A 23283-nucleotide genomic window follows, 5' to 3' on the forward strand; every position below is an offset into this window, starting at 1 on the left:
TTGAAGGTCGTTGTGGCTCGGGGGGTAGGGGGAGCGGACTGTACCGGAGTGGAACACTGCAAGTTCGGGGGCTGCGGGTGCGTGGTGCCGCGGGGCGAACGCCGCGGTTCCGGGGATTGCGGGTGGGATTTTATCGCGCGCCCCCCGCCCCCGCTCCTACCCCCATCCCCCGTCATCCCGGCGGACGCCGGGACCCATGGTCGCGGAGCGGGTTATGGCAGCACGGGATCGCCGGGTCCGCCGTAACCATGGGTCCCGGCGTTCGCCGGGATGACGGATGGGGGGCGGGTCGTTGCGGGTTTAGCAGCCGCGGTGGCCAAGCGATCGATGGCGAGAGACACATACTGCGCCCACCTCTTCCGTCATCCTGGGCTCGACCCAGGATCCAGAGCCGCAGGGGGTTACGCTTGCGGCTCTGGATCCTGGCTTTCGCCAGGATGACGGGGATTGGATAGGGCGTGACCGAGAAGTGCGTGCTGTTGCTGGGGCGGGTCGTCGCTAGTTTGCCAGCCGCACCGGCAATGCGACCGATAGCGAAAGCCGCGATGCGCCCACCCCCCATGCCGTCATCCCGGGCTCGACCCGGGACCCGGGGCCGCGGGCGGGTGCGCTTGGGGCTCTGGGTCCCGGCGTTCGCCGGGATGACGGATGGGGTTGAAGGTCGTTGCGGCTCCGGGGGGTTGTGGGGGCGGGCTGCTTCGGAGTGGATCACTCGGTCCGGGGGCTGCGGGTGCGGGTTCGGGGCTGCGGGTGCGGGTGCGGGCTGCCGGGGGGCGAACGCCGCGGCTCCGGGGATTGCGGGTGGGATTTTATCGCACGCCCCCCGCCCCCACCCCCCGTCATCCCGGCGGACGCCGGGACGCATGGTCGCGGGCCGGGTTATGACGGCGCGGTATCGCCGGGTTCGCCGTGACCGTGGGTGCCGGCTTTCGCCAGGATGACGGATGGGGGTGCGGGTCGCTCATGGGGTTTGGGCTTGAGAGCGTGGACGTTTCGCGCGCGATCGGGAGACGTGGAGAGGGCGCCGGTGGGATTGCCACCGACGCCCTTCCGAAACTCAACTTTGCCGGGGCTTGGCCGGACAGGGGCTAAGCCCCTGTCGTCGGACGGCGCTGGAGCGCCGCCGGCCGGTCCGACCGCGGGGTGCTCGGCCGTAGCTTCGCTACGGCTTTGCGCGGTCAGATGTGGATCGGTTTGCCCTGTACAGCCATCGCCGCTTCCTTCAGCGCCTCGGCGTGCGTCGGATGCGCGTGGCAGGTGTAGGCGATGTCTTCGCTGGTCGCGCCGAATTCCATCGCGATGGCGGCTTCGGCGATCAGCGTGCCGGCGAGGCTCGAGACGATCCAGACGCCCAGCACGCGGTCGGTCTTGGCATCCGCGATGACCTTGACGAAGCCGTCGGTGTCGCGGTTGGTCTTGGCGCGGCTGTTGGCGGCGAAGGGGAACTTGCCGACCTTGATCTCGGTCATGTCCTTCGCAGCCTCTTCCGTGAGGCCGACGCCGGCGATTTCGGGCATCGTGTAGACGACGGACGGGATGACGTCCTCGTTGACGATGCCGGTCTGGCCGGCGATGTTCTCCGCCACCGCGACGCCCTCGTCCTCCGCCTTGTGCGCGAGCATCAGGCCAGGGACGCAGTCGCCGATCGCCCACACGCCGTCGACCTTGGTCTTGAAGCTGTGGTCGGTCTCGATCTGGCCGCGCTTGTTGAGCTCGAGGCCGATGGCTTCGAGGTTGAGGCCGTCGACATTGGCCTTGCGGCCGATCGAGACGAGCACTGCGTCGGCGGTCATCGTCTCGGACGCACCACCCGCGGCGGGCTCGACGGTGACGGTCGCGACGCCGTTGTCGACGGTCACACCGGTGACCTTGGTCGAGAGCTTCAGCTCCATGCCCTGCTTCTTGAACAGCTTGGCGCTCTCACGGCGGACTTCGCCGTCGAAGCCGGGGAGGATCTGGTCGACGAACTCGACGACTGTGACCTTCGCGCCGAGGCGACGCCAGACGCTGCCGAGCTCGAGACCGATCACGCCGCCGCCGATGACGACCATGTGCTCGGGCACCTTGGGGAGCGCGAGCGCGCCGGTCGAGTCGACGACGGTCGTCTGGTCGACCGCGACGCCGGGGAGCGGCATGACGCTCGAGCCGGTGGCGATGACGATGTTCTTGGCGGTGACGGTCTGGCCGTTGACGTCGACGGTGTGCGCGTCCTGGAACGCGGCCTTGCCCTTGAGCCAGGTCACCTTGTTCTTCTTGAACAGGAATTCGACGCCGCCGGTCAGTTCCTTGACGGCCTTGGCCTTCTCGGCGTGCATCTGGTCGAGGTTGAGCGAGACGCCGGTAAACTCGACGCCGAACTTGGTCATGTGACCGGCCTTGGCCTCCTCGTACAGCTCGGACGCGTGGAGCAGCGCCTTGGACGGGATGCAGCCGACGTTGAGGCAGGTGCCGCCGAGCGTGTCGCGGCTCTCGGCGCAGGCGGTGCGCAGCCCGAGCTGTGCGGCGCGGATCGCGGCGACGTAGCCGCCGGGGCCTGCGCCGATTACGAGGACGTCATAGTCATAGTCAGCCATTGTCGCTTCTCTCTTACTTCCCCGGCGCAGGCCGGGGCCCAGTTGGGAGATATATGGGGAGGGCGAGGCGCTTCGTCACCGCGGCCTTCCCCACTGGGCCCCGGCCTGCGCCGGGGTGGTTAGATACTTACAGGTCGATCAGGATCCGCGTCGGGTCTTCGATCGCGTTCTTGAGCGCGACGAGGAACGTCACGGCTTCGCGGCCGTCGATCAGGCGGTGATCGTAGCTGAGCGCGAGGTACATCATCGGGCGGATGACGATCTGTCCGTTGACGACGACCGGGCGCTCCTCGATGCGGTGGAGGCCGAGGACCGCGGACTGGGGCGGGTTGATGATCGGGGTCGACATCAGCGAACCGAACACGCCGCCGTTCGAGATGGTGAAGGTGCCGCCCTTCATCTCGTCCATCTTGAGCGCACCGTCCTTGGCGCGCTTGCCGAAGTCGCCGATCGTCTTCTCGATCGTCGCGACCGACATCTGGTCGGCATCGCGGATCACGGGGACGACGAGGCCACCGGGCGACGAGACCGCGACCGAGATGTCGGCGTAATCGTGATAGACGATGTCGTCGCCGTCGATCGACGCGTTGACCGACGGGATGTCGCGCAGCGCCATGGTCGCGGCCTTCACGAAGAAGCCCATGAAGCCGAGGCGGACGCCGTGCTTCTTCTCAAACAGATCCTTGTACTTGGCGCGCGCCTCGATCACCGCGGTCATGTCGACGTCGTTGAACGTCGTCAGCATCGCGGCGGTGTTCTGCGCTTCCTTGAGGCGCTTGGCGATCGTCTGGCGCAGGCGCGTCATGCGGACGCGCTCTTCACCGCGGCCCGAGGCTGCGGGCGCTGCGGCCGGTTCGGGCGCAGGTGCTGCGGCCGGAGCGGGCTTGCTCGAGGCGGCGGCGGTCACGTCTTCCTTGGTGATGCGACCGTCGCGGCCGGTGCCCTTGACGGTGCCGGGGTCGACGCCGTGCTCGAGGACCGCGCGGCGGACCGACGGCGAGAGCGCGGCGGGGGAGTCGCTGGTGCCGGCGCCGGGCTGGTCACCGTAGCCTGCGCCGGACTCGTCCTTGGCGGGCGCCGCGGGCGTTGCGGTTGCGGCGGGCTCGGGGGCCTTTGCGGGGGCTGGGGCGGGAGCGGCAGCGGCGCCGTCACCCGAGTCGATCGTGGCGAGCATCGCGCCGACCTGGACCGTGTCGCCGACCGCGACGGCGTGCTGGCCCATGACGCCGGCGACCGGCGACGGCACCTCGACCGAGACCTTGTCGGTCTCGAGGCTGGCGATGGGCTCGTCGACGGCGACGGGATCGCCGGGCTGCTTCAGCCACTCGCCGAGGGTGGCTTCGGTGATCGATTCACCCAGGACGGGGACGGTGACTTCGGTTGCCATTTTCTCGGTTCCTCCACCCCGGCGTAGGCCGGGGTCCAGTTACGAAACGCTGATTGGCCGGCGTTTCGCTCAATTATATCTACCATCCCAACTGGGCCCCGGCTTGGGTCCCATCAAAGTATTACTTTGATGGGTGCCCCTTCGCCGGGGTGGTAGAAAAGGTTCAGTTCGCGCGGGTGCGGCGGATTTCGTCGCGGACGCTGTGGCCGAGTGCGTCGGCGACGAGCGCGCCCTGCTCGGCCTGGTGACGCTTCATCAGGCCGGTCGCGGGCGAGGCCGAGGCGCTGCGCCCGGCGTAGCGCGCGCGCTTGACCGGCGAATTCACGCTGGCCAGCGCCTCCTCGATCAGCGGCTCGACGAAGAACCAGTAGCCGTTGTTCTTCGGCTCTTCCTGCGCCCAGACGATCTCTTCCAGGTTCGGCATCTTGGCGACGCGCTCGGCGATTGGGTTGCCGGGGAAGGGATAGAGCTGCTCGACGCGGACGATCTGCGTGTCGGTGTCGCCCGCCGCATCGCGGGCCTCGATCAGGTCATAGGCGACCTTGCCGGTGCACAGGACGAGACGCTTAGTGTCGACGTCGGCTGCACCGTTGGTGTCGGACAGGAGGCGACGGAAGTGGCTGTCGCACTGGAAGTCCTCGGCGTTCGACACCGCGAGCTTGTGACGGAGCAACGACTTGGGCGTCATCACGATCAGGGGTTTACGGAAGTTGCGGTGCATCTGCCGGCGGAGCAGGTGGAAATAGTTCGCCGGGCTGGTGCAGTTCGCGACCTGGATATTGTCGTCCGCGCAGGACTGGAGGAAGCGCTCGGGACGTGCCGAGCTGTGCTCTGGCCCCTGCCCTTCATAGCCGTGCGGGAGCAGCATCACGAGGCCGTTGGCGCGGAGCCACTTCGACTCGCCCGACGTGATGAACTGATCGATCATGATCTGCGCGCCGTTGACGAAATCGCCGAACTGCGCCTCCCAAAGGACGAGCGTCTTCGGGTCGGCGAGCGCATAGCCGTACTCGAAACCGAGCACGCCGTACTCGGACAGCGGGCTGTCGAGCACCTCGAAATTGCCGTGCTCGATCTCCTGGAGCGGCACGTACTTGTGCTCGTCGGTCTGGTCGACCCAGACCGCGTGACGCTGCGAGAAGGTGCCGCGGCCCGAATCCTGGCCGGACAGACGCACGCCGTATCCTTCGGACAGCAGGCCGCCGAACGCGAGCGCCTCGCCGGTCGCCCAGTCGAAGCCCTTGCCCGACTTGAACATCTCGCGCTTGGCATCGAGCACGCGCGCGAGCGTCTTGTGGATCTTCACGCTCTCGGGAACCGTCGTCAGCGTGCGGCCGAGCGAGTCGAACAGCTTCTGGCTGAGCCCGGTCTCGACGTTGCGCCGCGCGGACGCACCATCGGTCGGCGCGCTGAGGCCGGTCCAGCGACCGCCGAACCAGTCGGCCTTGTTCGGCTTGTACGACGCACCCGCTTCGAACTCGCCCTCGAGCCGCAATGTGAGCTGCTTCACATTCTCGTCGATCCAGGGCTGGTCGATGACGCCTTCCTTGATCAGGCGGTTGCCATAGACCGAGCTGACGCCGGGGTGCTTGCGGATGATGTCGTACATCAGCGGCTGGGTGAAGGAGGGCTCGTCGCCTTCGTTATGACCGAAGCGGCGATAGCACCACATGTCGATGACGATGTCGCGGTGGAACTTCTGACGGAATTCCATCGCCATCTTGGTGGCGAAGGTCACCGCCTCGGGATCGTCGCCATTGACGTGGAAGACCGGCGCCTGGACGCCCTTGGCGACGTCCGACGGGTAGGGCGACGAGCGCGCGAACTGTGGGCTGGTCGTGAAGCCGACCTGGTTGTTGATGATGAAGTGGACGCAGCCGCCGGTGTTGTAGCCGCGGATGCCGGAGAAGCCGAGGCACTCCCAGACGATCCCCTGCCCTGCGAACGCCGCGTCGCCGTGGATCAGCACGGGGAGCGAAGCGACATGGTCCTTCAGATCGTTGTTGAGCGTCTGGATCGCGCGCGTCTTGCCGAGCACGACCGGATCGGCAGCCTCGAGATGCGAGGGGTTGGCGACGAGGCTCATATGAACCTTGTGGCCGTCGAACTCGCGGTCGGTGCTGGTGCCGAGGTGGTACTTCACGTCGCCCGAACCGCCGATGTCATCGGGGTTGGCCGAACCGCCGGCGAATTCGTGGAAGATGACGCGCAGGGGCTTTGCCATCACGTTGGCGAGCACGTTCAGACGACCGCGATGCGCCATGCCGATGACGATCTCGCGCACGCCCATCTGGCCGCCGTACTTGATGACCGATTCAAGCGCGGGGATCATCGATTCGCCGCCGTCGAGCCCGAAGCGCTTCGTGCCGACATATTTCTTGCCGAGGAATTTCTCCCACTGCTCGGCTTCGATGACCTTGTTGAGGATCGCCTTCTTGCCGTCGACGGAGAATTCGATCGCCTTGTCCTGGCCCTCCATGCGCTCCTGGAGGAAGCGGCGCTCCTCGACATCGGCGATATGCATGTATTCGAGGCCGACATTGCCGCAGTAATTCTTGCGCAGCGTGTCGACGAGCTCGCGGATGGTGGCCCATTCGAAGCCCATCGTGCCGCCGAGATAGACCTTGCGGTCGATGTCGGCGTCGGAGAAGCCGTGATATTCGGTCTTCAGATCCTCGGGCATCTCGCGCTTCGACAGGCCGAGCGGATCGAGATTGGCGGCGAGGTGACCGCGGACGCGGTAGGTGCGGATCAGCAGCTGCGCGCGGATCGCGTCGGCCGCGGCCTTGGCGATCTCGTCCTTCGAGACGGGCGCGGGCGCGGCGGCGGCGGGCGCGGGCTTGCCGCCACCCTTTGCGGGCTTGGGCGCGGGCTCCATCTGGGTCGGGTCGAGCGCCGCGGTCAGATCGTCCGTGGTGGTCAGCGGCCAGCGCGCGCTTTCCCAGCTCGGGCCCTGCGCGGAGCCTTCGAGCCCCTCGAAGAACGTCCGCCAGCCGGATTCGACCGAGGCCGGATCGGCGGTGAACTTGGCGTAGAGCGTCTCTACGAACGCCGGGCTGACGCCGGCTGCGATATCGCTGAAATCCTGGCCTTCGTAGCCCATCGTTCTCGTCCTCAGTGCCCTCTCCCCGCGGGGGAGAGGGAGGGGCCCGCCCGCACTTGCGGGTGGGAGGGTGAGGGCACGGGCGGTCACGTGCCCTCACCCTTCCGCCGCCAAATGGCGGCTCCTTCCCTCTCCCCGGGGGGAGAGGGGTAGTAAGATCAACCCTTCAGCACGCTCAGCAGCGTCTCGCCGAGCAGGCTGGGGCTTTCCGAGACCTTGATCCCGGCAGCTTCCATTGCCGCGATCTTGCTCTCGGCATCGCCCTTGCCGCCCGAAACGATCGCACCGGCATGACCCATGCGACGACCCGGAGGGGCAGTGCGGCCCGCGATGAAGCCGGCCATCGGCTTCTTGCGGCCACGCTTGGCCTCGTCGATCAGGAACTGCGCGGCCTGCTCCTCGGCGTCGCCGCCGATTTCGCCGATCATGATGATCGACTTGGTCTCGTCGTCCGCGAGGAACAGCTCGAGCACGTCGATGAAGTTCGTGCCGTTGACCGGATCGCCACCGATGCCGACCGCGGTCGTCTGACCAAGGCCTGCGTTCGAGGTCTGGAAGACCGCCTCATAGGTGAGTGTGCCTGAACGGCTGACAACGCCGACCGAGCCCTTCTTGAAGATCGAACCGGGCATGATGCCGATCTTGCACTCGCCGGGGGTCAGCACGCCGGGGCAGTTCGGGCCGATCAGGCGCGACTTGGAACCCGCGAGCGCGCGCTTGACCTTGACCATGTCGAGCACCGGAATGCCCTCGGTGATCGCGACGATCAGCTCGATCTGTGCGTCGATCGCCTCGAGGATCGAGTCGGCGGCGAAGGGAGGCGGCACGTAGATGACCGACGCGGTCGCGCCGGTGACCGACTTCGCCTCGGCGACGGTGTTGTAGACGGGGAGGTCGAGGTGGGTCGTGCCGCCCTTGCCGGGGGTGACGCCACCGACCATCTGCGTGCCGTATTCCAGCGCCATCTTGGTGTGGAAGCTGCCGGTTTCGCCGGTCATGCCCTGCGTGATGACCTTGGTGTTCTTGTCGACGAGGATGCTCATCTAGTTTTCTCTCTCTCGTTCCCCGGCGGAGGCCGGGGCCCAGTTGGGAAGGCAGGTCAGTCTGGCGTCAGCGTATCAAACAGATCATCCCAGTTCGGGTTCATCCCTTCGATCGCTTTCACCTTCCAGGCCCGTTTCCATTCCTTCATCTGCAGCTCACGCTGCCGGGCGGCGTCCAGATCATCATAGACTTCGTACCAGACGAGTAGATGACAACCGTATTTCTTCGTAAATCCTGCGACGACCCCGTTGCGATGCTCCCAAGCACGCTTGGGAAGATTGCTGGTGACGCCGAGATAGATCGTGCCGTTACGCCTGCTGGCCATGATGTAGACGCAGAAGGCGGTATGCATCACGGGACTTCTCCCAACTGGACCCCGGCCTTCGCCGGGGAACAGCAGATCGGCTCATGTCCTCAAATCAGTTCAGGCTACCGTCGATACCCTTGCAGGCCACGATCAGTTCCTTGACCGCGTCGACCGAGACCTGGAGGTTGCCCTTGGCTTCGTCGTCGAGCTTGATCTCAACGATCTTCTCGACGCCGCCGGCGCCGATCACGACGGGCACGCCGACATACAGGTCGTCGAGGCCGTATTCACCCGAGACGTAGGCCGCGGCGGGCAGGACGCGCTTCTGGTCGTAGAGATAGGCCTCCGCCATCGCGATGCCGCTGGTGGCGGGCGCGTAATAGGCCGAGCCGGTCTTGAGCAGCGCGACGATCTCGCCGCCGCCGCCGCGCGTGCGCTTGACGATCGCGTCGATCTTTTCCTGGCTCGACATGCCCATCGCGATGAGATCGGGGACGGGGATGCCCGAGACGGTCGAATACTGGATCACGGGGACCATCGTGTCGCCATGGCCGCCGAGCACGAAGCTGGTGACGTCCTTGACCGAGACCTTGAACTCGTCGGCGAGGAAGTGGCTGAAGCGCGACGAGTCGAGCACGCCGGCCATGCCGACGACCATGTGATGCGGCAGACCCGAGAACTCACGCAGCGCCCACACCATCGCGTCGAGCGGGTTGGTGATGCAGATGACGAAGGCGCCCGGCGCGTTGGCCTTGATGCCCTCGCCCACGGCCTTCATGACCTTCAGGTTGATGCCGAGCAGGTCGTCGCGGCTCATGCCGGGCTTGCGCGCGACACCGGCGGTGACGATGATGACGTCCGCGCCGGCAATGTCGGCATAGTCGTTCGAGCCGGTGATCGTCGAGTCGAAGCCTTCGACCGGGCCGCACTGCGACAGGTCGAGCGCCTTGCCCTGGGGGATGCCCTCGGCCACGTCGAACAGGACGATATCGCCCAGACCCTTGAGTGCTGCGAGGTGCGCGAGCGTGCCGCCGATGTTACCGGCGCCGATCAGCGCGATCTTCTTGCGAGCCATTCCAATCCGTCTCCGTCTGATGTGCGGGGTGATTGGTGACGCCGGTTACGCGCATTATGGCGTTACGGCAACCGTTAAAGCGGAAAAGTGCTGGTGTTATTGCAAATCGTTCGCAGGAGCAATAAGCTTGCCGGCGTGCGCTGAACCACCCCGTCGGAGGCCGGGGTGGTGTTTGGGGTGCGTCAGATATGCCCTTCCGCCAGATACTCCTCGGAGCGCATCTCTTCCAGCCGGCTGATCGTGCGGTCGAATTCGAACCGGCCGTCGCCGCTCGCGTAGAGGTCGCCCGGCTGCGCATCCGCGGCGGCGAGCAGCTTGACCTTGTGTTCGTAGAGCGCGTCGATGAGGCCGACGAAGCGCGCCGCCTCGTTGCGGTTCTCGGGCCCGAGCTTGGGAATGCCGACGAGGATGATCGTGTGGAATTTGCGCGCGATCGCGAGATAGTCGGCGACGCCCCTCGCCTCGCCGCACAGCTTCCTGAAGCTGAACACCGCGACGCCTTTCAGCGACTTGGGCACGCGCAGGGCGCGGCCCTGGACGATCAGCTCCTCGGACGGGACATGCTCGCTGTCGTCGGGCGAGAAGTCGGTGAGGCGGAAGAACGCGGCGGAGAGCTGCGCGGTCGCCTCGGGGCCGTTGGGGACGAGCCAGGTGTCCTGGCTGCCGAGCCGGTCGCGGCGGTAATCGACGGGGCCGTTGAGCGGGAGGACGTCGAGCCGCTGTTCGATCGTCGCGATGAAGGGGAGGAAATGCTCGCGGTTGAGGCCGTTCTTGTAGAGATCGGCGGGCGGGCGGTTCGAGGTGGTGACGATCGTCACGCCGGAATCGAGCAGCGAGGTGACGAGCCGCGACAGGATCATCGCGTCGGGGCTGTTGGTGACCATCATCTCGTCGAACGCGAGCAGCCGGGTCTCCTCGGCGATCGCGGTGGCGACGGGGACGATCGGGTCGCCGACCTCCTTGCGACGCTCGGCGGCGATGCGCGCATGGACCTCGAGCATGAACTCGCCGAAATGGACGCGGCGCTTGCGGTCGACCGCAACCTCGGCGAAGAACAGGTCCATCAGCATCGACTTGCCGCGGCCGACACCGCCCCAGAGATAGACGCCGCGCGGGGCCGGTTTTTTCGTGAAGCGCGCGAAGAAGCCGGTCGCGACGGGTGCGGCGAGTTCGGTGGCGAGCGTGTTCAGGCGCGCGGCGGCGGCGGCCTGTTCGGGGTCGGGGCGGAGTTCACCCGATGCGACGAGCGCTTCGTAGGCGGCAAGGACGGTCATTGGTCTTTACCACCCCGGCGGAGGCCGGGGCCCAGGGGGAAAGGTTGCCGTAATGGAGCGCTACGCTTGAACAATGATCGTGTCCCAACTGAGCCCCGGCCTTCGCCGGGGTGGTGATAGCGGTCGGGGTCAGCTCTTCGGCGGCTTAGGCGACGGCTTGCGGATCGTCGCGGAGAAGGCCGCGATCTTTGCCTCGTCGTCGCCTTGCACCACGAGGCCCCGCAGGAACAAGAGGCGGCCGGTTTCCTTGAGCACCTCGACCTGCGCCTCGATCGGGGCGCCGATCCGGCCGCCACCGATGAACTGGGTGTTGAGGTCGAGCGTCACCGCGGTGCCGGCGGTGATCAGCCCGAAGCCGCGCGCGGCGGCGAACAAAGCGACGTCGATGAAGCCGAGCAGTGCGCCGCCATGGACATTGTCCTGCAGGTTCGAATGGCGACGCTCTGGCGTGATGCGGACGCGGACGAGGTGGCCGTCGACGCGGTAGAGCATGGGGCCGAGCAGCGTGTTGAACCGGGTCGGGTCGGACAGGGTCCAGCTGCGCCAGCCGGGGTTTGCGGGGTCTTCGGCGTCGAGGAAATGGGGGGTATCGGTCATGAGTTCCGTTCGTCCTGAGCGAAGTCGAAGGACTTTTGGGAGCGCCACCCCCTGCCCCGGGGCCTGTGCTTCGACTTCGCTCAGCACGAACGGGGTTGGGGGAGCGCCACCACCTGCCCCGGGCCTGTGCTTCGACTTCGCTCAGCACGAACGGGGGTGGGGGAGCGCCGCGCCCTGCCCCGGGCCTGTGCTTCGACTTCGCTCAGCACGAACGGAGGGTGGAGCGAGGCGGGGCGAGAGCGGGGTGGAGGGGACCGCCCTCCCCCTGCCGGATCAGACGATCCGTTCGGCTTCCATCTTCTTGATCTCGGCGATCGCCTTGGCGGGGTTGAGGCCCTTGGGGCAGGCGTTGGCGCAGTTCATGATCGTGTGGCAGCGATAGAGGCGGAACGGATCCTCGAGCTCGTCGAGCCGCTCACCGGTCATCTCGTCGCGGCTGTCGGCGAGCCAGCGATAGGCCTGGAGCAGGATCGCCGGCCCGAGGAACTTGTCGGCGTTCCACCAGTAGCTCGGGCAGGAGGTCGAGCAGCAGGCGCACAGGATGCACTCGTACAGGCCGTCGAGCTTCGAGCGGTCTTCGGGCGACTGGAGACGCTCCTTGCCCGAGGGCGGCGGGGTGACGGTCTGGAGCCAGGGCTTGATCGACGAATATTGCGCGTAGAAATGCGTGAAGTCGGGGACGAGATCCTTGATCACGTCCATGTGCGGCAGCGGCGTGATCTGGACCTCGCCCTTGCAATCCTCGATCGCGGTGGTGCAGGCGAGACCGTTCTTGCCGTCGATGTTCATCGAGCAGGAACCGCAGATCCCCTCGCGGCACGAACGGCGGAAGGTCAGCGAGCTGTCCTGCTCGCCCTTCATCTTGATCAGCGCGTCGAGCACCATCGGGCCGGTCTCGTCGAGGTCGAGCTCGAACGTGTCGTAGCGGGGATTTTCGCCGCTATCGGGATCGTAGCGATACACCTTGAACGATTTCAGCCGCTTGCCCCCGCTGGTCGAGGCGTGCTTGACGCCCTTCTTAACGACGCTGTTTTTCGGGAGCGAGAATTCGGCCATTGCGAGCGGTCCGTCCGTGGTGTGATGACAAGGTTGTCAGAGCCGATACATGACAGGGGCCCTGCCCGCAAATCCTTAGCTTCGCGGGTGCAACATGAGTCACATGTGGGGCGCGGCACGGACCACCGCAACCGTCAGATGATGTCGAGGATCAGCCCGAGATCGCGCGCTTCCTCCGCCTCGATATACCAGTTGGACGGTGCCTTGGCCTTCAGCTCCTCGATATCGACCTTGGTACCACGGACGAGATCGCGAAAACCCTCTTCCTGGATGTTGATCGAATCCTCGATCTCGTGGAGCTTGGCCTTCAGCGTATAGGACAGCGCGTTGAGCGGGCCGTTGAGCTGGATCGTGCTCGTCATCTGGCGCTCATGGATCATCAGGCGGCTGTTGCGCGTGAGGAAGCGGCTGTCGGCGGGGAAGGCCGACATGAAGGTGGCGCCGGCCGAATAGACCGCGACCTTGCCGAGGAACAGCGTCTCGCGATCGGTATATTCGCGCAGCAGGCGGATATGGTCGCCCATCGCGCGCGCCATTTCGGGATCGCCGCCGAGCGTGGTGATCGAGACGACGAGCGGGCCCTCAGTCGGCGCAGCCGCGACCTGCGCCTTGAAGCTGTCGTACATCGCGTCGTCGACGGGGCCGTGCAGCTGGACATGGGGGACGGCGAGCAATGGATAGTTGCGCGCGTTCGAAGCGGGGGAGGTGTCGGTCATGCGCGGGCAAACTTACCGCGGTATCGCGCGGTTCCAATGTCGTCCGCAAAAGACCGGGAGTATAGATTCTATACCGAAATTGCGGTAGAGTTGGCCATGTTCGAATTCGACCCGGACAAGAGCGCGGCCAACGCGGTCAAGCACGGGATTGATTTCGTCGAAGCTCAGGCGCTGTGGGGCGATGACGAGCGGATCGTCGTCGGATCGGCCCAGCGCCATGTGGGCGAAGACCGGCAACTGGTGATCGGCCGGATCGGCGATCGCCTGTGGACGGCGATCGTCACCGATCGCGGTACGGCGACCCGGATCATCTCGGTTCGCCGCGCGAGAGATTATGAGGAACTGGCTTATGAACGCGCCCGCACCGGCTAAATCCGTGCTGCACAAGGCTATCTCAGCCGACGAACTCGACCGGCGGTTCGACGAGGGAGAGGATGTCAGCGCGTATTTCGACTGGTCCAGCCCACGCAAGCCTGCGCTGGAGGCCAAGCGCGTGAACGTCGATTTCCCCACGTGGATGGTAGAGAGTCTCGACGTGCAAGCCCGCAAGCGTGGCGTCACGCGTCAGGCGCTCATCAAGATGTGGCTGGCAGATCGTCTGGAAGCGGCAGCGAATGCGCCCGCCGCCCCCTGAGGTCAGACGTCCCGGTCGAGTGCCGGATCGGCCTGTCGCTTGTGCTGGAGGATCCAGCCCACCAGGCCGCCGGGGACGCCGCCGGCGAGCGAGAAGAGCGCAAAGAAGGTGATGGCGATCTTCTGCGGGTCTTCGCCGGGCGCGCGCGTTTCGATGCCGTAGATATAGATCGCGGTCCCGATCGCGACGATCGCCGGCCAGAGAAAGCCGGCGATCATCGGCGGGAACCGCGTCAGCAGCCCCACCGCGACGGGCACGAGGAACCCGATCGCGATGATGGCCCAAATCATCAATAGACCCGCTTCTTGGGCTTGATGTAGTCGACGTCGTCGGTGAGCGTGTAGTCGTGCACCGGGCGGAAATCGATCTTGGTCTGACCGCCCTTGCCACCCCAGCCGTCGAAGGTCGTGATGGTGTGCTTCATCCAGTTGGCATCGTCACGCTCGGGGAAATCCTCGTGCATGTGCGCGCCGCGCGACTCGGTGCGGTTGGCGGCCGAGTTCATGGTCACGACGGCCTGGCCGATCAGATTGTCGAGCTCCATCGTCTCGACCAGATCGGTGTTCCAGATCATGCTGCGATCCTTCACGGCGACGTCGGTCATCCGGTTGTAGATGCCGGCCATCTTCTCGACGCCCTGGTTGAGCAGCTCGGTATCGCGGAACACGGCGCAATGCTTCTGCATCGTCTGCTGCATGTCGAGACGGATCTGCGCGGTCGGCGACCCGCCGCTCGCATTGCGGAACGTGTCGAGACGCGTGAGCGCGAGCTCCTCCGACCCCTTGGGCAGCGGCGCGTGCGCGGTGCCGGGCTTGAGCGTGTCGCGGATCCGCAGACCGGTCGCGCGGCCGAACACGACGAGATCGATCAGGCTGTTCGAGCCGAGGCGGTTGGCGCCGTGGACCGAGACGCAGGCGGCCTCACCGACCGCGAACAGGCCGGGGACGACCGCGTCGGGGTTGCCGGCGACGAGGTTGACGACCTCGCCGTGGAAGTTGGTCGGGATGCCGCCCATGTTGTAGTGCACGGTCGGCGTGACGGGCAGCGGCTGGCGCGTGAGATCGACGCCCGCGAAGACCTTGCCGGTCTCGGTGATGCCCGGCAGGCGCTCTGCCAGAACCTTCGGATCAATGTGATCGAGGTGCAGGAAGATGTGGTCGCCATTCTTGCCGACGCCGCGGCCTTCGCGCATTTCGAGCGCCATCGAGCGGCTGACGACGTCGCGCGAGGCGAGGTCCTTCGCCGACGGGGCATAGCGCTCCATGAAGCGCTCACCCTCGGAGTTGGTCAGATAGCCGCCCTCACCGCGCGCGCCCTCGGTGATGAGAACGCCCGCGCCGTAGATGCCGGTCGGGTGGAACTGGACGAACTCCATGTCCTGCAGCGGCAGGCCGGCGCGGAGCACCATCGCATTGCCATCGCCGGTGCAGGTGTGCGCCGAGGTCGCCGAGAAATAGACGCGGCCGTAACCGCCGGTGGCGAGCACGGTCTGGTGGCTGCGGAAGCGGTGGATCGAGCCGTCTTCCATGCACAGCGCGATGACGCCGCGGCAGACACCATTTTCCATGATCAGGTCGAGCGCGAAATATTCGACGAAGAAGTCCGTATTGTACTTCAGGCTCTGCTGGTAGAGCGCGTGGAGCATCGCGTGGCCGGTGCGATCGGCGGCAGCGGCGGTGCGCTGGACCGGGGGGCCCTCGCCCATGTTCTGCATGTGGCCGCCGAACGGACGCTGATAGATCGTGCCGTTTTCGTTACGGCTGAACGGCATGCCGGCATGTTCCAGCTCGTAGACCGCCTGCGGCGCTTCGCGGCACAGATATTCGATCGCGTCCTGGTCGCCGAGCCAGTCGGAACCCTTGACGGTGTCGAACATGTGCCAGGTCCAGTGATCCGGCGAGTTGTTGCCGAGCGACGCGGCGATGCCGCCCTGGGCGGCGACGGTGTGCGACCGGGTCGGGAAGACCTTGGTGATGCACGCGGTCTTCAGCCCGCTCTCGGCGATGCCCATCGTCGCGCGGAGGCCCGAGCCGCCGGCCCCGACGACGACCGCATCATAGGTATGATCGATGATCTTGTAGGCAGCTGACATTACGCAGGAGCTCCGGAGAAGGCGACCTTCAGGATCGCGAACAGGGCGATGCCGCCCAGCGTGAAGGTGAACAGGTTGAGCAGGATCATCGTCACGACGCGGCTTTCGCCGTGCATGTAATCCTCGATCACGACCTGAAGACCGAGACGGAAATGGTAGAAGACCGACAGGATCAGCAGCGCCATCGGGATCGCCGCCCAGGACGACTGGAGCCAAAGATGCACCGAGGCATAGTCATAGGCGGGCATCCGCGCGATCGCGACCATCAGCCAGGCCATCAGGAAGATGTTGGCGCCGGCGGTCAGCCGCTGCTGCCACCAATGCTGCGTGCCGTGCTTGGCGCTGCCCAGACCGCGGACGCGGCCGACTGGCGTACCCGAACCCATTACTTCATCCCCATGTAGAGCCAGAAGGCGACCGTCAGCAGCGTGCTGGCCAGGATCGTCGCGCGCGCACCCATGCGGTTGCGCTTGAGTTCGAATCCGGCGCCGGTGTCCATCACCAGATGGCGGATGCCCGTCATCATGTGCTGGAGCAGCGACCAGGTCAGGCCGATGCCGATGACATAGCCCAGAATGTTGAGCCCGCCCGTATCGGTCGTGAACACGTCGACAAAGGTCGCATAGGCCTGATCCCCCGAGGCGATCGCGGCGAGCCACCAGACGAGCAGCAGGCTGCCGACGGTCGCCATGCCGCTGCCGGTCGCGCGGTGCAGGATCGAGACCAGCATGTGCGGGCCCCATTTATAGACCTGCAGATGGGGAGAAAGCGGGCGTGCCGGGTTGCGCGATGCCAAGGGCTGTGTCCTCGAGTACGAAGGGCGAGTAACGAACGGTTTGCCGGTCTATTAGACGCCATGTGCTGCGATGCAACCCATCGCCGCCCGGCTTGATAACCCAGGGCAATGCACAGGGGCCGATGGGCGGTTGGTCGGGCGGGGCGGCGGGCGCCCCTGCCCCGCGGCATCGATCCCTAACCTGGCCTTAAGGAATCACCGTTAGCGCTGGCCGGGCAACGCGATCCGGAGTTTACCCTTTGACCTCACTCGACATGCCGGCCCCCGGGTCGATCGCCACCCAGATCGACCTGGCCGCACGGCTGCGCGCGTTCGACTTTGACGGCTCGCTCGCGGCGGCCAGCCGCGAGCTCTGGGCGCTGATCGAACCGCATGTCGTCACGATCTCCCAGGCCTATTGGGAACAGTGGCAGCGCTGTTTCAGCAACGAGCGGATCTGGTCGCCGCACGAGGCCGACGCGATGATCGAGGTCGGCTGCAATTTCCTGCGCGACCGCTTCCTCAACACCAATGCGCGCGGCTGGGTCGAATCGGTCGAGCGGTCGGTCGCCGCGGCCTATGCCGCCGACGTGTCGCCGATGGCGTTGCTGTCGATGATCAGCGCGAGCGACCGTGCCGCGCTCGGCGTGCTGATGCAGAGCGTGGCGCGCGACAATGACCGACTTTCCTTGTATATCGACACGCTGATGAGGCTGTCGGCGCTGGAAGGTGAGATCACCGTGGCGATCTATACCAAATATCGCAACTTCTCGGCGCAGGGCGCGCGCGACACGCTGGCGGTCGAATTCCGCGACGGAATCGCGACGATGGTCGAGACCGCGACCGACGAGGGGCATGTCCTGCGCGAACAGGCGGTCCGCAGTTCGGCCTCGACCCGCGCGGTGCTGGGCAAGGCGAGCGAGGTGGCCGCCGCCGCCGAACAGTCCGCGGTGGCGATGCGCGAGGCCGCACAGACCGCCGCGGGGCTGATCCGCGCGATCGAGGATGCGCGCAGCGAGGTCGAGGCCGCGGCCGAGATCGCCAATCGCGCATCCGCACAGGCGACCGACGCGGTCGGCATGTCCGAGGCGCTGAGCGATCACGCCAAGTCGATCGAGTCGATCCTGGGGCTGATCCGCGACATTGCCGGCCAGACCAATCTGCTCGCGCTCAACGCGACGATCGAGGCGGCGCGCGCGGGCGATGCCGGGCGCGGCTTCGCGGTGGTGGCGCAGGAGGTGAAGAGCCTCGCCAGCCAGACCGCACGCGCGACCGACGACATCGCCGCCAAGATCGCCGCGATCCAGTCGGCGACGCGCGGCACGGTCGCGACCAATGCGAGCATCAAGGCGACCGTCGCCGAGGTGCAGGACAGCGCCGACCGGATCCGTCACGCGATGGAGGCGCAGGCGCAGACCGTCACCGCGATCACCGCGGCGGTCGACGAGACCGCGCTCGCCGCCGATTCGATGTCGACGACGATCGCGGCGATCAGGGCGGATACCGAAATGGTGGCGACCGAGATCGACGGCGTCGGCCGGGGCTTCGACATGCTCGACAGCCGGCTGAGCAATCTCAAGACCAGCGCGGGCGTATTCATCGCGAAGGTGGCTGCATAACGGACGGCACAAGGGGGGAGCATGACCGCGCCAATCGACCGCATGAGCAATGGCGTGCCGCACGGCACGCTGGACTGGGGCAATGATGGCCGGCCGCTGTACGAACGCGTGCGCGACTATGACTGGGACGGCGCGATCGGGCCGAGCTGCGCGACGCTGACTGCGATGCTGGATGCCGCCGATCACCGGCTGATCGCGGAGACGTTCTGGCGGCATTACCTCTCGCTCGAGAGCGCACTCCATGTCCGGCCCGCCTTCACCCCCGAGCGACTCGAGCGCAGCATCGTCGCAAGCGCGGACTATGTCCGGCTGAAATATCTCTCCCCCTATGACCTGGCGTGGCGGGACATCGCAATCGACCATGCGGTCCAGTCGCGCAAGGCGAACATCCCGCTGCCCGCCTTGCTCGCCGCGCTGGCGTTCGCGCACAGCGTCACGCTCGGGCTGATCGCCGAACGGGTCGGCACCGACACCGCGTCGATGCGGATGCTGGGCGACGTGATCCAGCGGCTCGCGCTGATCGAGGCGGACATCATGGCGTCGCATCTGAGCGCGTCCGATGCCGAGGCGGCGCGGATCGCCCGCAGCGCGCGGGCGGCGGCGTTCCGCGACAGCATCGCCTCGTCGATCGAGGACACCGCCGAGCTGGGCGCGCGGATTCGCGTTCAGGCGATGGGCGCGTCGACCTCGACCCGCAGCGTGCTGGGCAAGACGAGCGAGGTCGCCGCCGCCGCCGAACAGTCCGCGCTGGCGATGCGCGAGGCCGCGCACACCGCCTCGGGACTGATCTGTGCGATCGAGGGCGCGCGGATCGAGGTCGAGGCGGCGGCGGAGATCGCCAACCGCGCGTCGGCGCAGGCGACCGACGCGGTCGGCATGTCCGAGACGCTGAGCGCGCATGCCCAGTCGATCGAGTCGATCCTGGGGCTGATCCGGACGATCGCGGGGCAGACCAACCTGCTCGCACTCAACGCGACGATCGAGGCGGCGCGCGCGGGCGATGCCGGGCGCGGCTTTGCGGTGGTGGCGCAGGAGGTGAAGAGCCTCGCCAGCCAGACGGCGCGCGCGACCGACGACATCGCGACCAAGATCGCCGCGATCCAGGCCGCGACGCACAGCTCGGTGACGACCAGCGTCGGCATCCGCACGACCGTCGGCGAGGTCCAGGACAGCGCGGTGCGGATCCGCCAGGCGATGGACGCGCAGGCGCGGACCGTCGCGTCGATCACCGCCGCGGTCGACGAGACCGCGCTGGCCGCCGACACCATGTCCGCGACGATCGACATGATCCGCGGCGACGCGGAGGCGGTCGCCAACGAGATCACGCTGCTGGGCCAGGATTTCGGGCTGATCGACGACAAGCTGAGCGTGCTGCGCGGCGCCGCCGACGGGTTTTCGTCCAGCGTCGCGTGAACGACCTCACCGCAGTGCAATCGGGCAGGTGACGGACCCTTACCGGGCGCGCTAAGGCCCCGGGCATGACCATCCTACTCACAGGGTCGAGCCGGGGCATCGGCGCGGCCATTCACCAGGCGCTGACCGACGCGGGCGCCACCGTCATCGGGCACAAGAGCACCAGCGGGGGCAGCGCGAGCGGGATCCCCGCCGACTTTGCCGATCCCGCCGGGCCGACCGCTTTGTGGACCGCCGCGCTGGAACAGGCGGGCGGCACGATCGACGTGCTGATCAACAATGCCGGAGTGTTCGAGGCGAGCCCGCTGGGTGACGGCGACTGGACCGCTCAGTGGGAGCGGACGATGCGGATCAACCTGACCGCGTCCGCCGAGCTCTGCCGGCTCGCGGTGCTGCACTGGCAGGCGCGCGGGTTCGCGGGCCGGATCGTCAACATCGCCAGCCGCGCCGCCTATCGCGGCGATTCGCCCGCGCACTGGCATTATGCCGCGTCGAAGGCGGGCATGGTGGCGATGACCAAGACGATCGCGCGCGGCTATGCCCGCGAGGGGATCCTGGCGTTCGCGATCTGCCCCGGCTTCACGATGACCGGGATGGCGGAGGATTATCTGTCGAGCCGCGGCGGTGATGCGCTGCTCGCCGACATTCCGCTCGGCAAGGTCGCGGACCCCGCCGAAGTCGCCTCGGTCGCGCGCTATTGCGCGCTCGAGGCGCCGGCCTCGATGACCGGCGCGGTGATCGACGTGAACGGGGCCAGCCATGTCCGCTGAGAGCTGGAAACTCACCCTCCCCTGCACGCGCGCGGAGGCGGAGGCGATCGACGTGAGCGGCGATCTGGGCGACGCGATTCCCGCCGACGCGGTGCTGATGACCACCGAGGAGATCGAGGACGACGTCGAATCCTGGCGGCTCGACGCGTATTTCGAACATGAGCCGGGCGCCGACACGGTCGCGGCGGTGCGCGCGCTGGTGCCGAGCGCGGCGGGGGCCGGAATCGCGGTCGAGCGGCTGGCCGCGGCGGACTGGGTGACGATGAGCCAGGCGGGGCTCGAGCCGCTGTCGGTCGGCCGATTCTTCGTCCACACCCGCGCGCATGCCGATGCGGTGCCCGCGGGCAAGCGCGCCTTCCTGATCGAGGCGAGCCGCGCGTTCGGGACGGGGCATCACGAGACGACCAGCGGGTGCCTGGCGATGCTCGACGGGCTGGCGGATGCGGCTTTTGCCAACGTCATCGACATCGGCACGGGGACCGGGCTGCTCGCCTTTGCCGCGGCGCATCTGTGGCCCGAGGCGGCGGTGATGGGGACGGACATCGATCCGGTCTCGATCGAGGTGACGCAGGAGAATGCGGACCTGAACGGGGTTGCGGGGATCGACCTGGTGGTGGCCGACGGGACGCTCGACGACGCGATCGTCGCGCGCGCGCCCTATGATCTGGTGATCGCCAACATCCTGGCGGGGCCTTTGGTGTCGATGGCGCCCGAGATCGCGTCGATCGCGGATGCGGGGGCGACGATCGTGCTGGCGGGGCTGCTCGAGACGCAGCGCGCGGGCGTGGTCGCGGCCTATGAGGCGTGCGGGTGCTCGCTGGCGGCGGTCGACCGGCGCGGGGACTGGAGCGTGCTGCGGCTGCGCGCGGGGGCGACGCGGTTCGTGGCGGACGGGCCGTTCGATCCCAAGGGGCGCGACGGGTGGGCGCTGGATATCTGACCGGCCTGCGTCTCGCCGCACACCCGACGCCACCCCGGCGGAGGCCGGGGCCCAGTTGGGTGAACCTTCGCGCATGAATCGCACAGCCTTCCCAACTGGGCCCCGGCCTTCGCCGGGGTGGGTTTGGGGTTAGCGGCTGGGTTCAGGCCGCAGCCTTGGCCTTCGCATAGGCCTGCGTGCCGTGTGTCAGCACGACGTCGCCGGGTTCGATCTGCGCGACGGGGATGTCGGGCTGGGCCTTCAGCGCCTCGTACAGCGGTGCGAAATCGGTTTCGACCGTCAGGCGCAGCAGTTCGTCGAAGCTCGGGATGACGAAGTAGTTCTGCTGGAAATCGTCGATCCGGTACTCCGTCCGCATGACGCGCGCGAGGTCGAGCGCGATGCGGTTGGGGCTGGGGTCGTCGAGCGCGAAGCGGGTCTCGGCGAAGCTCGAGACGATGCCCGAGCCGTAGATACGCAGCCCCTCGGGCTCGGCGATCAGGCCGAATTCGACCGTGTACCAGTAGAGCCGGCCGAGATATTTGAGCGCGTCGAGCCCGAGCGCACGCTGGCCGCCGCGGCCATAGGCGGCCAGATAATCCGCGAAGACCGGGTCGGCGAGCATGGGTACGTGCCCGAACACGTCGTGGAAGACGTCGGGTTCCTGGAGATAGTCGAGCTGGTCGGGACGGCGGATGAAATTGCCCGCGACGAAACGGCGATTGGCCATGTGATCGAAGAAGACGTCGTCGGGGACGAGGCCGGGCACCGCGACGACCGACCAACCGGTAAGCTTCATCAGCCGTTCGGACAGTTCCTCGAAATCGGGAATGCCGGGTTTCGAGAGTTTGAGTACGTCGAGCCCGCGCAGCCACGCGTTCGACGCGCGGCCGGGGAGCAGCTTCGACTGGCGCGCGAACAGCGTGTCCCAGGTCGCATGATCCTCGGCGGTATAGCTCGACCAGTTCTGCGGGATCGTCCAGTCGGGTGCCCCTTCGGGCGGCGTGCTGAGCACGTGCGTTTCTTCTAGCATGGCCATCGTCTAGCATGACCGAATGACAACGGAAACGCGCTGGATTCATTGGTCGTTAAGGATCCTTGCGGTCGTCCTCGCACTGGCTGCGGGCTATGCGGTGGCGGGGCTGGTCGGCGGGGCGATCCCGACCAACCGCGACTGGCGCCCTTCCCCGCGCGGCATCCGCATCTTCGTCGAGAGCAACGGAGTGCATACCGGGATCATCGTGCCAAAGGTCGCGGCAGGGGTGGACTGGCGTGGGTTTGCCCGGCCCGGCGACCTGCGCGACCCGCGTTATGCCGCGTCCGATCACCTCGCGATCGGCTGGGGGGAGAAGGCGTTCTTCCTCGAGACGCCGACCTGGGCGGACGTGAAGCTGCGGACCGTGGTGGCGTCGGCGACCGGCAGCGACGCGGTGCTGCTGCATGTCGAGCATCTCGCCGCGCCGGTGCCGGGTGACGATCTGCGCGCGGTGTTGCTGAGCGAACGCGAGTATCGGCGGCTGGCGGGGTATATCGCGGCGACGATCCGGCCGGGGGGGCGGTCCTATCCGGGCTATGCCGGTTATGACGCGTTCTACGACGCGCGGGGGCATTATAGCGGGGTGGCGACGTGCAACGCCTGGACGGGGGATGCGCTGCGGTTCGCGGGCGTGCGGGTCGGGTGGTGGACGCCGTTTCCGGCTACGGTGATGTGGTGGTTTTGAAGGGTTGCCCCCCCTTTGTGTCCCCGCGAAGGCGGGGACCCAGACTGGGCTCCCGCCTTCGCGGGAGAACAGGAAGCGGGAGGGATTTCACCTTACCACCCCGGCGGAGGCCGGGGCCCAGTTGGGGGACGTTGCTGACTGAGGGCAGCGCTAGGTTACTTCCGTTTCCCACCTGGGCCCCGGCCTTCGCCGGGGTGGTGTTTTTTTT

22 protein-coding genes are annotated in these 23283 nt (G+C 67.0%); 7 read left to right on the forward strand and 15 right to left on the reverse strand.

Annotated elements, in window-relative coordinates; genetic code table 11:
- Nucleotides 1-1178: 1178 nt before the first annotated feature.
- From lpdA to sphst_RS05690, 10 genes are all read right to left on the reverse strand, one after another.
- Entirely contained in the window at nt 1179-2573 is a 1395-nt protein-coding gene (gene lpdA / locus sphst_RS05645) for a dihydrolipoyl dehydrogenase (protein ID WP_031394829.1), read from the reverse strand.
- A 127-nt stretch (nt 2574-2700) separates the two neighbouring features.
- On the reverse strand, nt 2701-3960 hold the full coding sequence (odhB, locus tag sphst_RS05650) for a 2-oxoglutarate dehydrogenase complex dihydrolipoyllysine-residue succinyltransferase (RefSeq protein WP_107045277.1): 1260 nt from the start codon (nt 3958-3960) through the stop codon (nt 2701-2703).
- Nucleotides 3961-4123: 163 nt separating this feature from the next.
- Nucleotides 4124-7063 carry a 2-oxoglutarate dehydrogenase E1 component gene (locus tag sphst_RS05655; protein WP_031394514.1) on the reverse strand — a complete coding sequence of 980 codons (2940 nt, stop codon included), beginning with the start codon at nt 7061-7063 and terminating at the stop codon, nt 4124-4126.
- Nucleotides 7064-7221: 158 nt separating this feature from the next.
- Nucleotides 7222-8106, reverse strand: a complete 885-nt coding sequence (sucD, locus tag sphst_RS05660; RefSeq protein ID WP_031395407.1) for a succinate--CoA ligase subunit alpha — start codon at nt 8104-8106, stop codon at nt 7222-7224.
- Between the two features lie 56 nt (nt 8107-8162).
- Nucleotides 8163-8459 (reverse strand): GIY-YIG nuclease family protein, encoded by a 297-nt coding sequence (locus sphst_RS05665; RefSeq protein ID WP_031395406.1) that lies wholly within the window; start codon nt 8457-8459, stop codon nt 8163-8165.
- 67 nt (nt 8460-8526) lie between these two features.
- Nucleotides 8527-9489: a malate dehydrogenase gene (mdh, locus tag sphst_RS05670; RefSeq protein WP_107045278.1), complete on the reverse strand. Its 963-nt coding sequence runs from the start codon at nt 9487-9489 to the stop codon at nt 8527-8529.
- Nucleotides 9490-9671: 182 nt separating this feature from the next.
- Nucleotides 9672-10763: a cell division protein ZapE gene (gene zapE / locus sphst_RS05675; protein WP_107045279.1), complete on the reverse strand. Its 1092-nt coding sequence runs from the start codon at nt 10761-10763 to the stop codon at nt 9672-9674.
- A 129-nt stretch (nt 10764-10892) separates the two neighbouring features.
- A complete protein-coding gene (locus sphst_RS05680; RefSeq protein ID WP_031393668.1) occupies nt 10893-11360 on the reverse strand; it encodes a PaaI family thioesterase in 468 nt (155 codons plus the stop codon).
- 273 nt (nt 11361-11633) lie between these two features.
- Nucleotides 11634-12416, reverse strand: a complete 783-nt coding sequence (locus sphst_RS05685; protein ID WP_031393667.1) for a succinate dehydrogenase iron-sulfur subunit — start codon at nt 12414-12416, stop codon at nt 11634-11636.
- A 134-nt stretch (nt 12417-12550) separates the two neighbouring features.
- A complete protein-coding gene (locus sphst_RS05690) occupies nt 12551-13132 on the reverse strand; it encodes a ClpP family protease (protein ID WP_031393666.1) in 582 nt (193 codons plus the stop codon).
- A 36-nt stretch (nt 13133-13168) separates the two neighbouring features.
- Between sphst_RS05690 and sphst_RS05695 the strand changes: the two genes are divergently transcribed.
- On the forward strand, nt 13169-13504 hold the full coding sequence (locus sphst_RS05695; RefSeq protein ID WP_081874214.1) for a BrnT family toxin: 336 nt from the start codon (nt 13169-13171) through the stop codon (nt 13502-13504).
- On the forward strand, nt 13482-13766 hold the full coding sequence (gene brnA, locus sphst_RS05700; RefSeq protein WP_197976043.1) for a type II toxin-antitoxin system BrnA family antitoxin: 285 nt from the start codon (nt 13482-13484) through the stop codon (nt 13764-13766). Before sphst_RS05695 ends, brnA begins: the two co-directional genes overlap by 23 nt.
- 2 nt (nt 13767-13768) lie before the next feature.
- Here brnA and sphst_RS05705 read toward each other — a convergent pair whose 3' ends face one another.
- From sphst_RS05705 to sdhC, 4 genes are read right to left on the reverse strand one after another with little or no spacing between them, the layout of a single operon-like run.
- The gene (locus sphst_RS05705; RefSeq protein ID WP_031393663.1) at nt 13769-14056 is read right to left on the reverse strand and encodes a hypothetical protein; all 288 of its coding nucleotides are present in this window, start codon (nt 14054-14056) and stop codon (nt 13769-13771) included.
- Nucleotides 14056-15858 (reverse strand): succinate dehydrogenase flavoprotein subunit, encoded by a 1803-nt coding sequence (gene sdhA / locus sphst_RS05710; protein ID WP_031393662.1) that lies wholly within the window; start codon nt 15856-15858, stop codon nt 14056-14058. Before sdhA ends, sphst_RS05705 begins: the two co-directional genes overlap by 1 nt.
- On the reverse strand, nt 15858-16244 hold the full coding sequence (gene sdhD / locus sphst_RS05715; protein WP_031393661.1) for a succinate dehydrogenase, hydrophobic membrane anchor protein: 387 nt from the start codon (nt 16242-16244) through the stop codon (nt 15858-15860). Before sdhD ends, sdhA begins: the two co-directional genes overlap by 1 nt.
- On the reverse strand, nt 16244-16588 hold the full coding sequence (gene sdhC / locus sphst_RS05720; protein ID WP_031393660.1) for a succinate dehydrogenase, cytochrome b556 subunit: 345 nt from the start codon (nt 16586-16588) through the stop codon (nt 16244-16246). The genes sdhD and sdhC overlap by 1 nt, the downstream gene beginning before the upstream one ends.
- A 320-nt stretch (nt 16589-16908) precedes the next feature.
- On the opposite strand from sdhC, the gene sphst_RS21545 reads away from it, so the two are divergent.
- The 4 genes from sphst_RS21545 (at nt 16909) to sphst_RS05740 (ending at nt 21375) form a co-directional block, all read left to right on the forward strand.
- Complete coding sequence (locus tag sphst_RS21545) at nt 16909-18252, forward strand: methyl-accepting chemotaxis protein (RefSeq protein WP_031393659.1); 1344 nt, start codon at nt 16909-16911, stop codon at nt 18250-18252.
- Between the two features lie 21 nt (nt 18253-18273).
- Complete coding sequence (locus sphst_RS05730) at nt 18274-19665, forward strand: methyl-accepting chemotaxis protein (protein ID WP_199848925.1); 1392 nt, start codon at nt 18274-18276, stop codon at nt 19663-19665.
- Between the two features lie 65 nt (nt 19666-19730).
- Entirely contained in the window at nt 19731-20435 is a 705-nt protein-coding gene (locus sphst_RS05735) for an SDR family NAD(P)-dependent oxidoreductase (RefSeq protein WP_107045280.1), read from the forward strand.
- Nucleotides 20425-21375 carry a 50S ribosomal protein L11 methyltransferase gene (locus tag sphst_RS05740; protein ID WP_107045281.1) on the forward strand — a complete coding sequence of 317 codons (951 nt, stop codon included), beginning with the start codon at nt 20425-20427 and terminating at the stop codon, nt 21373-21375. The genes sphst_RS05735 and sphst_RS05740 overlap by 11 nt, the downstream gene beginning before the upstream one ends.
- 142 nt (nt 21376-21517) lie before the next feature.
- Here sphst_RS05740 and phhA read toward each other — a convergent pair whose 3' ends face one another.
- Nucleotides 21518-22387: a phenylalanine 4-monooxygenase gene (phhA, locus tag sphst_RS05745; protein ID WP_031396072.1), complete on the reverse strand. Its 870-nt coding sequence runs from the start codon at nt 22385-22387 to the stop codon at nt 21518-21520.
- Nucleotides 22388-22409: 22 nt separating this feature from the next.
- Here phhA and sphst_RS05750 point away from each other — a divergent pair, with 22 nt between their 5' ends.
- Complete coding sequence (locus sphst_RS05750; protein ID WP_107045282.1) at nt 22410-23075, forward strand: TIGR02117 family protein; 666 nt, start codon at nt 22410-22412, stop codon at nt 23073-23075.
- Nucleotides 23076-23283 lie beyond the last annotated feature (208 nt).

It is taken from the genome of Sphingomonas sp. STIS6.2, from assembly GCF_000732685.2.
In the GTDB taxonomy this organism is placed as follows: Bacteria; Pseudomonadota; Alphaproteobacteria; order Sphingomonadales; family Sphingomonadaceae; genus Sphingomonas; species Sphingomonas aerolata.

What these genes read in the sequence shown, in the direction of transcription:
- sphst_RS05750 (WP_107045282.1), top strand. Translation starts at nt 22,410, where the DNA reads ATGACAACGGAAACGCGCTGGATTCATTGGTCGTTAAGGATCCTTGCG.
- zapE (WP_107045279.1), bottom strand. Translation starts at nt 10,763, where the DNA reads ATGACCGTCCTTGCCGCCTACGAAGCGCTCGTCGCATCGGGTGAACTC.
- sdhA (WP_031393662.1), bottom strand. Translation starts at nt 15,858, where the DNA reads ATGTCAGCTGCCTACAAGATCATCGATCATACCTATGATGCGGTCGTC.
- sucD (WP_031395407.1), bottom strand. Translation starts at nt 8,106, where the DNA reads ATGAGCATCCTCGTCGACAAGAACACCAAGGTCATCACGCAGGGCATG.
- mdh (WP_107045278.1), bottom strand. Translation starts at nt 9,489, where the DNA reads ATGGCTCGCAAGAAGATCGCGCTGATCGGCGCCGGTAACATCGGCGGC.
- lpdA (WP_031394829.1), bottom strand. Translation starts at nt 2,573, where the DNA reads ATGGCTGACTATGACTATGACGTCCTCGTAATCGGCGCAGGCCCCGGC.
- sphst_RS05730 (WP_199848925.1), top strand. Translation starts at nt 18,274, where the DNA reads ATGACCGCGCCAATCGACCGCATGAGCAATGGCGTGCCGCACGGCACG.
- brnA (WP_197976043.1), top strand. Translation starts at nt 13,482, where the DNA reads ATGAACGCGCCCGCACCGGCTAAATCCGTGCTGCACAAGGCTATCTCA.
- sphst_RS05705 (WP_031393663.1), bottom strand. Translation starts at nt 14,056, where the DNA reads ATGATTTGGGCCATCATCGCGATCGGGTTCCTCGTGCCCGTCGCGGTG.
- sphst_RS21545 (WP_031393659.1), top strand. Translation starts at nt 16,909, where the DNA reads ATGCCGGCCCCCGGGTCGATCGCCACCCAGATCGACCTGGCCGCACGG.
- sphst_RS05690 (WP_031393666.1), bottom strand. Translation starts at nt 13,132, where the DNA reads ATGACCGACACCTCCCCCGCTTCGAACGCGCGCAACTATCCATTGCTC.
- phhA (WP_031396072.1), bottom strand. Translation starts at nt 22,387, where the DNA reads ATGCTAGAAGAAACGCACGTGCTCAGCACGCCGCCCGAAGGGGCACCC.
- sphst_RS05740 (WP_107045281.1), top strand. Translation starts at nt 20,425, where the DNA reads ATGTCCGCTGAGAGCTGGAAACTCACCCTCCCCTGCACGCGCGCGGAG.
- odhB (WP_107045277.1), bottom strand. Translation starts at nt 3,960, where the DNA reads ATGGCAACCGAAGTCACCGTCCCCGTCCTGGGTGAATCGATCACCGAA.
- sphst_RS05655 (WP_031394514.1), bottom strand. Translation starts at nt 7,063, where the DNA reads ATGGGCTACGAAGGCCAGGATTTCAGCGATATCGCAGCCGGCGTCAGC.
- sphst_RS05695 (WP_081874214.1), top strand. Translation starts at nt 13,169, where the DNA reads ATGTCGTCCGCAAAAGACCGGGAGTATAGATTCTATACCGAAATTGCG.
- sphst_RS05665 (WP_031395406.1), bottom strand. Translation starts at nt 8,459, where the DNA reads ATGCATACCGCCTTCTGCGTCTACATCATGGCCAGCAGGCGTAACGGC.
- sdhC (WP_031393660.1), bottom strand. Translation starts at nt 16,588, where the DNA reads ATGCTGGTCTCGATCCTGCACCGCGCGACCGGCAGCGGCATGGCGACC.
- sphst_RS05685 (WP_031393667.1), bottom strand. Translation starts at nt 12,416, where the DNA reads ATGGCCGAATTCTCGCTCCCGAAAAACAGCGTCGTTAAGAAGGGCGTC.
- sphst_RS05680 (WP_031393668.1), bottom strand. Translation starts at nt 11,360, where the DNA reads ATGACCGATACCCCCCATTTCCTCGACGCCGAAGACCCCGCAAACCCC.
- sphst_RS05735 (WP_107045280.1), top strand. Translation starts at nt 19,731, where the DNA reads ATGACCATCCTACTCACAGGGTCGAGCCGGGGCATCGGCGCGGCCATT.
- sdhD (WP_031393661.1), bottom strand. Translation starts at nt 16,244, where the DNA reads ATGGGTTCGGGTACGCCAGTCGGCCGCGTCCGCGGTCTGGGCAGCGCC.